Origin of the sequence: Vagococcus allomyrinae, assembly GCF_017829975.1 — a bacterium.
GTDB lineage: Bacteria > Bacillota > Bacilli > Lactobacillales > Vagococcaceae > Vagococcus_D > Vagococcus_D allomyrinae.
This window is the reverse complement of sequence record NZ_JAEEGA010000002.1, coordinates 1-9,749: the sequence shown is the minus strand read 5'-3', so window position 1 is coordinate 9,749 and position 9,749 is coordinate 1. Positions and strand designations below refer to the sequence as shown.

Here is a 9,749-nt window from a genome sequence, read left to right as displayed (position 1 = left end):
CAAAAGGGTTCGATATCAGAGTCCAACAGTGGTTGTTTTGAAGTCAGTTCTTCCTCGGTGAAAATACTCATATAACGTCATCCTTTCCATTGTGATCAGGGCACTTTCCCATTACTATTATACCACAGATAGCGCTTTCTTTTAAGGGGTGTCTTTTATTAAATGTTCATTTTTCATAGCTAGGAGGAGCTGTGTTGAATGAAAAAAGCGTAAGCGACCATCGCAGCGCTCTGGTGCTTAGTTAAAAATAGATAGACTTTTATAGGGAGTTCACTTACCCTTGAAATAGATACTTAAGAAGGAACGTGATGATGATGACAAACTATTTGTATTTAATGCGCCATGGGCAAACTCTTTTTAATGTAAGGCGGAAAATTCAAGGCTGGTGCGATGCTCCACTGACCGAGTTAGGTGTTGAACAATCAAAAGTAGCTGGTCGTTATTTTGAAACCAAAAAAATGATCTTTTCTCATGTGTATAGTTCGACTTCTGAGCGAGCGTGTGACACGTTAGAATATGTTACCAATCAGCCATATACACGACTTAAAGGTCTAAAAGAATGGAATTTCGGGACGTTTGAGGGGGAAAGTGAAGATCTAAATCCACCTCTTCCTTATGGGAACTTTTTTGCTAATTACGGTGGTGAAGAAGAGAAGGCTTTTCAACGAAGAACTGTTGAGACTTGTCGTGATCTTATGAAAAGAGGCGATACTGTTTTAGCGGTGACTCACGGGGCTTTTTGTGGTCAGTTTAGATTGTATTGGGACCAGTTAGCGGAGGAACCCATGAAACTTAGTAAAGGTCGTGGGGCTATTGGGAATTGCTGTATCTTTAAATATGAGGTGAATGATGACACCTTCAAGTTAGTGGAAATCATCAATCATGATCAACAAGTTGAATATTTGAAGGAAGTCACACCTGATGTTTCTCAATAGTGGTAAAAATCCAAAGAAGCTGCCAACAGCTTCTTTGGATTTTTATAATTTATGGAAAATAGGCGTCATATTACTAAAGGTACAAAAATGAGTGAAGCCAATGCTCTTTAGCATTTTTTTGGATTCATTGATGTGGGCGCCTAAATGAGCCGGTTCATGACTATCACTGCCAATCGTGATAATTGTCCCACCGAGTTGATGATACAATTTTAAAATGTCAATGGAAGGTGTCAGGCCATTTATCCCGTAACGGTAAGAAGAGGTATTGACTTCAATGCCTTTGTTGTCAGCAATAACCGTCTTTAAAATCTTTTCAATTTTCGTTTTATTATCATGAAAAGTATCCTCGTTCTTATCTAAATATCGTCTGACTAAATCCATATGAGCTAAGACACTATAATCTTTATATAAGGTGACCAATAAATACAATTCATCGTAATAGCTGTCATAAGTCTCTTGATGGGTGCGTCCTTTTTGAAACTCTCCTAACCAAAATTCCTGGTTGTCAATTTGATGAATGGACAAAAGGATAAAATCAACTGAATGGCTGCTGTAAAGAGCTTCAAATTCAGGAATTGTTTGAACTTGCATGCCAAACTCCAAGCCCTTTTTGATTGTGAGTTGGTTAGCGTATTTTTTAGTGAGTTTTGCTAGTTCAGCAAAATATAAAGGATAGTGAACGTTTTTAACCTCTTGATTGTGGCCAGGTTTAAAGACTTCTTGAGGCTGCCAATCGGGCTTTACACCATAGTCTACATGGTCCGTAAAGCAAATTTCATCTAAACCTAATTGAATCGCATCCCTAACCACATCCTCCATCAAGTACCACGAATCGTCGCTGTAGTCACTATGAACATGGTAATCAGCGTATACCAAAAAATCTCCTCCTTTATCTTAACGTCTAATCTGTTGTCAGTTCGATCAAATTGCCTTCGGGATCTTGAATCACGGCTTCGTAATAGCCATCACCAGTTGTGCGAGGGCCATTAAGTAAGGGAAAACCATCTTGAATAAAGGTGCTTGTCATTTGATCCACATTTTCTTTTGTGCCAACGGCAATTGCTAGGTGAGTGTAGCCTAAACTGTCAGAAATTCTATTTGATAGATGCTGTTTAGTGGTCAGCTCAATTCGACACCCCTGCTCAAGTTCTAAAAAGTAAGATTTGAATCCAGTTTTCTGGTTGTGGTATAAGTCGTTACTGTGAGCATTAAAATATTTTTCGTAAAAGGCCTTCATATTTTCAATATCTTTTACCCAAATACCGATATGTTCTACTTTCATGCTAAAATTCTCCTTTAGTTTTTTAGGTATATCCATTCCGTAAAGTTATCTGAACAGATAGTTCCCTTGGCGTGTGATACCTTGTAGCTAAAGTTATACCATATTAAATAGAGTTAATAAAGAGTCCTAATTAAGGTTGGCAAAAATTTGTCAATTTTCTTAGGTTGGTCAGATTTTTGAGACAAACTGTCCATTAATTAGTTGAATGCTTGTTTTTTCAAACTGGCATTAGCTTCATAGTGAAGTCATTAGGGGGTTATTTAGTTGTTTATTTTTTCGGTCCATAGTAAGCTTAAATTACTTAAAGCCCAAAGTTAGTGGAAGTGGGTATTGACTAAAATGATTTGATAGGGAGCGTAAACAATGGCTTTAGCAGAGGTAATGGGGGAATTAGCAGCTCTTGGAACGGCGCAAACGCGTAAAACATTTGCGGCACACGGGGCACCAGCTGATTGTTACGGGGTTAAGATTGGGGATATGAAGAAACAGTTGCTGAAAAAAGTTAAACACCAGCATGACCTGTGTTTGGCACTATTTGCCACCGGGAATTCTGATGCACAATATTTAGCTGGACTGGCAATTGATCCACAAAAAATGAGCAAAAAGGACATCAACAGGTGGCTTAGTCAAAGTAGTTGGTCGGCAATTGATGAGACCATTGTAGCAGGTGTAGCGGCGGAGAATCCTTTTGGGTTGGTCTTAGGACGTGACTGGCTGGCTGCTGATATTGTTAAAACACAAAATGTTGGTTGGCTGACCTATGGAAAATACCTCGCCTTATGTTCTGATGAAGAGGTGGATCGGAAAGAAGTTAAAGCCCTGTTGCAACGCATCGAAAAGGAGATTCATAGGGCTCCGAATGCTATCCGATATAGCATGAACCAATTTATTATTTATGTTGGTAGCTATTGCCCAGATTTGACAGAAATCGCGTTGAAAACAGCAGCCAATATTAGTGAAGTAGAAATCACTCTGGCTACTAAGGGGTGCCGTTTGCCAAGCCCGACTGTAAAAATCCAAAAACTTAAGGAAAATGGTCGTCTAGGAATTAAGCGTAAACGAGTTATTTGTTAAGAAAAGTGCCCATGACATCAATATGTTGTCTAGGCACTTTTTTTTGAGCCAATGTATTGTGGCGATAGTGGCGGGATTAATCTTTGTTTTCAAGGCTGTTTTAGCAAGTCAAACGACACTATTATTATCCCTAATTTATCCGATGTCATTATCTATGTTTATTTTGGTAAAAATTGGGACATATCGATATATATATGGTGTTACTCTAGAAGTGTTCTTAACTGAATGGGATACAAATGAGATTAGTTGTAGCAGTCATTTTTGTGGCTGCCTGTAAAAACTGCTGTTTAAAAGGAGGAGCTAATGATTATTGAGGAGTATTGGAAAGATGTAACGATTTATTATGTGACCTTTAAAGCTGATAATGTTTTAAGGAAGATTAGCCGGACATTCGTTTTGGAAGAAAATTTAACAGAAACGGAAGTGGCTAAGCTTATTACGGCTCGTTTTCCACATGTGGAACAAATTCTTCAAGTAGAAGAATGTGAGAATGCCTTTTTGGCAAAAGAATTGTCATAATGGTTTTGGTGAGCTAAGGTTAGTGTCTTGATTTATCAAACATAAATATGAAAGGACGAAAAGAGGTGATTTTCGTTCTTTTATGCTTTTTAAGGGGGAGTGAGACCTTGAGTAACAAACGGTCAGAATTGTGAAAAATATTCTTTGTTTTCTGAAAATAGCTATAATTTGCAGTGGTCCTTGCATTTTTAGACGGTATTTGAGGAAGGCTAGAGGGTATTATTAAGGTAGAAAGAAAAACTATTAAAGAAAAGGTGGAAATGATGATGGATTTAGCAAACAGTACGGACTTGTTGTTGTATGGTGCAGATATCGTGACAGAGAGAGGCAAAATTTCCCAAGTGTTTTGTTTTGAGAGCTACCTGACCAAGGAAGAATGTGTGACACTTATTCTTGATCATTATCCTAATGGTACGGTGATTGAGGACCTGATGCCTTTAGGAGAAACCCTTTTGTTAAAGAAGCCAGTTGGAGAAGTGACGATGTTTATTGAGCAATTGGAAAGTCAATATCATGTGATTATGAAGGCGAATAAACCGTCGAAAGCTGATGAGTTGCGTGATTTATTGAACAAGATGGATTTGGCTTTACATGAGACTGTCTTAAGCGAGACGGCGATTAGGGAAAGTCGCTTAGCTCAGGAGTTATATGAGCAAATTATGGAAGCCAAAAATCAGGCAAATGGTTCGAGCAGTTTAGCCAGTTAATTTAACAGTTCTCTTGATCTGATGAAGTTATCGGAATGAGAGAGTTGTTTTTATTTTACCTTTCCATTTGAAAGACTGGATTTCTTGACTAATAATGGCTAAGGGCATAAAGTTGTTTTAAGAGAAGGTCTGACTGAGAAAGACAAATCAGCATGGGCTGTTTGATCAGCGAGACTGACGGAGAATAAGGGAGTGGTGTTGGTGGAAAAGGAAAGTCAGAGTTCGGTTTTTAGTATGCTTCGGTTTGTTTTTAGACGTGTTTTAAATCAGTGGCCTTTAATCACCTTTAGTCTAGCCTCTTTATTGGTTATTGCCTTTCTGGAATTTAGTATTCCACAAATTACTCAGCGAATTATTGATGATATTATTCCCAGTAAGTCGGTGCCACAATTGGTTGCGACAATCCTGACCCTACTAGGGTTTGCCTTGGCACTGAGTCTGTTCAGCTATGTTTCAACTTATGTTATGAGTCGCATAAGTCAGACCGCAATTGTTGATTTGCGGGAAGAGTTGTATCGCCATGTTTTGAAACAGGATTTCAATTTTTTTGAAACGCAAAAAACGGGCGACTTGATGACCCGTTTTTCTGGTGATATCAAAGCGATTCAAGATTTGATATCACCTAACACCTTACGTTTGTTTAGCAACGTTCTGACCTTTGTTTTTGTGTTAGCCTTTATGTTAAAGACGGATTGGCGCTTAACCCTTTTAATTACCTTAACCTTTCCCTTCTTATATCTGCTGAATTTTTATTTTAGTCGGCACATTAAAACGGCTTTTCGTCAGGTCAGACAATCCACAGCCAAGATCAATAATCAACTTCAAACGAGCTTAACATCAGTCTTATTGATTAAAAACTTTGCCACAGAGGATTTTGAAACAGAGCGATTTGGGGCAGTTAATCAGGAAAATAAGGAACACTATTTAACTGCTATGCGGTATCAGAGTTTGTTTTCACCGTCTATTGATTTTATTAATTATGTTGGCATGGCGATCGTATTAGGTTATGGAACGTTGCAAGTCTTTCGAGGGGAACTGACAGTGGGGAATATTGTCGCTTACTTGGCTTATTTGAAATTGTTGCAAAATCCCGTTCGCTCTTTTACTCAGATGGTCAGTCGTTTTCAACAGTCACTGGTATCATATGAACGAATCATGGACTTGTATCAGGTTGAACCAAACATCGTCGATGTAGCGAATCCATTGGAATTAACGGGTCTGAAGAAGGCGATTCAGTTTAATCATGTTGATTTTAGTTATGAGATGGGGCAACCAATTCTTCAGGATGTGAGTTTTGTGATGCCTCGTGGCCAGGTGACTGCTTTAGTTGGTTCTTCAGGATCAGGTAAAACCACCACCACTCGCCTGTTGACTAGATTGTATGATCCGGTTGCCGGAGAGGTATTGATTGATGGGTGCGATATCCGTCAATATTCCATGTCATCCTTGCGCCATCATGTAGGAATAGTGTCTCAGGATGTGGAACTAATTGATGGTACTATTCGAGAAAATATTATGTATGGAACGCCTTCTGCCACAGATGAGGAGTTGTTGATAGCAGTTGGGGCGGCTAAGTTAGCTGATTTTGTTGAAGGCTTGCCAAAGGGGCTTGAAACACAAGTTGGGGAACGGGGGATCAAATTATCCGGTGGTCAAAAGCAACGGATTGCGATTGCCCGTGTCTTCTTAAAAAATGCCCCGATTTTGATTTTGGATGAGGCGACAGCGTCATTAGATAATGAGTCTGAGCGTCATATTCAAGCATCTTTGGATAATCTATTGGAGCAAAAGACGTCTTTAGTTATTGCTCACCGGCTATCAACTGTCTTAAATGCTGACATGATTTTAGTGATGGATAAAGGACGAATTGTGGAGCAAGGAACTCATGAGAGCTTATTAGCCCATAATGGTCGTTACCAAGAGTTATATCAAGCCCAATTTAAATAGTGCTAAAAAGGCTGAAAGTAATTTCAGCTTTTTTGGGTGGGGAAAGCAAATAACCATCATTTTGTCGTTTTAAAGGGTTGGTAAATGAAAAAAACATAAAAAATGATGGCATTTTTCTTTTTTTTTGAGGTTTTGTCTATAACTACTGATATAAAAGCAGTTATTACTTAATTATTTTATTTAGATAGTAGTTGACAACCAGTACTGTAGACTGTATAGTAGTGTCTATAAACGAGTAATAAATAAAATCTAGGAGGAACACATTATGTTTACAAAGAAATTAGCACAAGTCGCTTTAGCATCAACAATGGTTTTATCAATGGGCGTATCGGTTTTGTCAGTAGGGACTGAGGAGGCCTCAGCTGCAACGGTTATTTCACAGACGGCTTACGAAACGATTATGGCTTTTTCAGCGGAAGAATTAACTCAAGCAACTGGAGTTGAGTTGACTGTTGCCAACGTTCAGAAAATGTCTAGTAAATTAAAAGAAGCGGGAACTTGGGAAACGCTTGGATACAAAGGGGATCAAGCCAAAAAAGTTAGCCAACGGGTATCATTAAGTTTGAGTCAAACGCAAGGAATTCTAAAAACAATGGCGAACACAACTGGTATGGAACTAAAAGTCGTTTATATTCACAACGCTTATTATGAAGGGGTTAACTTGGGGACGATCATGGCAGATTCAACATTGCCTGAAACGGAAACGCCTGAAATACCTGAAACAGAAACACCTACATCGCCGTCAACTGGTTTAGATGCAACTATTAAAGAAATTGATATCGAATTGGATTATAAAGCTAAAAATCAGGATATCGACTTAGACCTAGACGTTAAAAACAACGGTTTTATCAAAGCTGAGTATGAAAACGAAGGAACGAAACAAAAACTTGAAGGGGAAGCGGCTAAGGCAGTTGTCTTAAGTGTGATGGACGGTTTAGACGTTAAAAAGATGACAGAAGTCGAAATTGCTAATCATGTAACCATTAAATTAGGCGCCAATCAGAACTTCAAAAAATTTGCCTTTAAAGTAAAATACTTTGATGGCTCAAAAGTTGAGTTTAAAATTAAATAATTGACTATGATAGAAGGCAACACTCAGTTATAATAGATGAGTGTTACCTTCTTTCTGACTTTATTTAATGGCCAACTGTTTATTGACGTGGCTTTGTTATAATGGAGGTGAATCACATACTAGACAGGATTAGTGAATGGGAGGACCTTGAGATAATGAAAAATACGAATCAGTTTAAAAAAGGCGTGTTGGAATTATGTGTCCTGTATTCATTACAAAAAAAAGATCGTTATGGGTATGAACTAACACAAAAAATTGACCACCATATTTCGATTACGGAAGGGGCTCTTTATCCAGTCTTGCGGCGCTTAGTCAAAGAAGGTTACTGTAAAACGTATTTGAAGGAGTCTTCAAGTGGTCCTGCTAGAAAATATTATTCCCTAACGAATGAGGGGCGAGACTATTTAGGACGTTTAACTCAGGAATGGGATATTTTTGTTCAAAATGTTCAGTTCTTACGTGAGGAGGAAGATAATGAGCAAGATTGATCAATTTTTTATTGAGATGGAGGCCTTGTTTCTGAAGGGGGACCTCTCAGCTTTTGATGATTTGAAAGAAGATTTGCTGGAACATATTTCGATTCAGTTGGAGGAAGGGCTAACTGAAGAGGAAATTCTAACACGGTTAGGAGAGCCGGCTGATTTAGTAGATGAATTTTATGAGGAGCAGCGACTTCATACGGCATTGACAGCTGAAACTGATGTTGTGGCATTGGAGAATGTCAAGGAAGTCTACTTAAATGAACGGAAAGAAAAAATTTTTAGCCTGTATGAAGGGCTTCAAAGGCTGTTAACCTGTTTCTTACAAGTCGTTCTGATTTTAACGGGATTATTTTCTTTGAGTTATTTAGGGATCGAGCTTCTGAAAGAAAGGCATATTGCCATGATACCTTTACTCATGTTAATAACGTCAATCAGTGGGTTGTGCTTGATCGTTCGTTCGAATAAGGATCGATATAGAACTGGTTCTTCAAGTAAGAGGCTCTTTTTAGGTATGTTGTTTGTTGGCTTAGTGATAGGAACAGTGGTGAGTATCCTAAATGGCGCTTTTTTCTATAAGGGGACATCCGTCTCTCAAACAGCGGAATTGACTAAAGAGGACTTGCGTTTGGTGACAGTTAAAAGTGATTTTCCTATCGATTTGTTGACGATGCCAACAACACAGTCAACGATTAGAGTGGAAGTGAAGGGCAATGTTAAACAGGCTGCTAAAGAGAGGTTAAACAAGCTGAGTCAACAAAATAAAGAGACGCTAACACTTGATTTCGGCGAGAGTGGTTTATTTGATTCCTTCACTCAGCTTAAGCCTGTGGAAGTCGTGTTGTATTTGCCTAGCCAGCTGATGGAAACGGAGATTCAATTGGATTTAAACAAGGGGGTTGTGCAAGCGCAGGATTTATCAGTGAAAAAGATCGTAGCCAATGTAAAAAAAGGTGAGTTTAAGGGGGATAATTTGCAATCGACTGATTTTTCATTCAATTCAGAGTCTGGTGAATTAATCATGAACCACTATCAGACGGCGATTCAGGCTGCAAGTACACATGGGAAGATTATTTTGAAAAAAGGCAGCGGTAATGTGACCGTTGAAACAGCAAGTGGATTAGTTAGTCTGATCGGTATTACAGCAGAAAAAACCAGATTAAAAAGCCAAGATGGGAAGGTCATTGTGAATGAAACAGTGATTTCCGAGCTGGCTGTTGAGAGTCAATCAAATGCGGTTGTTTTGGAGAAACAACATGGTAATACTAAAGTGTCAATGGGAGGTGGAAAACTCATTGTAACTAACAATCAAGGGCGTTTAGAAGTGGTTAACCAGTCAGCTTCAGTGATTGTTGCGCAAGATTCAGTATTAGCGGGGAACATTAGCAGTCAGTCAGGTTTGGTTAAGTGGGTTCAAGCCCCTCAAGCCCCAATGAATTTTGCCTTATCTTCGGAACAGGGGAAAGTTGTTAATGAGCTGACTACTAAGTCGAATGGTCCGGTGTTTGATATTAGTAGTAGTACAGGGAATATTAATGTTTACGATAAAGTCATAAAAGAATAGTGACAAGAATAAAAAAAGACCCTCAGTTGAAAAGACTGAGGGAAAAAGGGCTGTATAATTTATGGTGTGGATGAGAAAAAATCATTCACACCTATTTTAAGGCAAAAAAATAGAAACATATGATTATTTCCGATAGAATGAAATCGACTAAAACCCATTCAGAGAGGAAA

General features: G+C 38.6%; 10 protein-coding genes. 8 read left to right on the top strand and 2 right to left on the bottom strand.

The window, feature by feature from the left end:
* Positions 1-314 precede the first annotated feature (314 nt).
* Positions 315-935 (top strand): histidine phosphatase family protein, encoded by a 621-nt coding sequence (locus I6N95_RS02725; protein ID WP_209525395.1) that lies wholly within the window; start codon positions 315-317, stop codon positions 933-935.
* A 42-nt stretch (positions 936-977) separates the two neighbouring features.
* On the opposite strand, the gene I6N95_RS02720 is transcribed toward I6N95_RS02725, so the two are convergent.
* Positions 978-1,811, bottom strand: a complete 834-nt coding sequence (locus I6N95_RS02720; protein ID WP_209524824.1) for a histidinol-phosphatase HisJ family protein — start codon at positions 1,809-1,811, stop codon at positions 978-980.
* Between the two features lie 25 nt (positions 1,812-1,836).
* Positions 1,837-2,217 (bottom strand): VOC family protein, encoded by a 381-nt coding sequence (locus I6N95_RS02715; RefSeq protein ID WP_209524823.1) that lies wholly within the window; start codon positions 2,215-2,217, stop codon positions 1,837-1,839.
* 363 nt (positions 2,218-2,580) lie between these two features.
* Here I6N95_RS02715 and I6N95_RS02710 point away from each other — a divergent pair, with 363 nt between their 5' ends.
* From I6N95_RS02710 to I6N95_RS02680, 7 genes are all read left to right on the top strand, one after another.
* Complete coding sequence (locus I6N95_RS02710; RefSeq protein WP_209524822.1) at positions 2,581-3,291, top strand: DNA alkylation repair protein; 711 nt, start codon at positions 2,581-2,583, stop codon at positions 3,289-3,291.
* Positions 3,292-3,594: 303 nt separating this feature from the next.
* Positions 3,595-3,810 (top strand): hypothetical protein, encoded by a 216-nt coding sequence (locus I6N95_RS02705; protein WP_209524821.1) that lies wholly within the window; start codon positions 3,595-3,597, stop codon positions 3,808-3,810.
* A 266-nt stretch (positions 3,811-4,076) separates the two neighbouring features.
* The gene (locus I6N95_RS02700) at positions 4,077-4,517 is read left to right on the top strand and encodes a hypothetical protein (RefSeq protein ID WP_209524820.1); all 441 of its coding nucleotides are present in this window, start codon (positions 4,077-4,079) and stop codon (positions 4,515-4,517) included.
* Between the two features lie 201 nt (positions 4,518-4,718).
* A complete protein-coding gene (locus tag I6N95_RS02695; RefSeq protein WP_430727523.1) occupies positions 4,719-6,464 on the top strand; it encodes an ABC transporter ATP-binding protein in 1,746 nt (581 codons plus the stop codon).
* 265 nt (positions 6,465-6,729) lie between these two features.
* Positions 6,730-7,536: a hypothetical protein gene (locus I6N95_RS02690; RefSeq protein ID WP_209524819.1), complete on the top strand. Its 807-nt coding sequence runs from the start codon at positions 6,730-6,732 to the stop codon at positions 7,534-7,536.
* Positions 7,537-7,691: 155 nt separating this feature from the next.
* Positions 7,692-8,024: a PadR family transcriptional regulator gene (locus I6N95_RS02685; protein WP_209524818.1), complete on the top strand. Its 333-nt coding sequence runs from the start codon at positions 7,692-7,694 to the stop codon at positions 8,022-8,024.
* Complete coding sequence (locus tag I6N95_RS02680; protein WP_209524817.1) at positions 8,011-9,579, top strand: DUF4097 family beta strand repeat-containing protein; 1,569 nt, start codon at positions 8,011-8,013, stop codon at positions 9,577-9,579. Before I6N95_RS02685 ends, I6N95_RS02680 begins: the two co-directional genes overlap by 14 nt.
* Positions 9,580-9,749 lie beyond the last annotated feature (170 nt).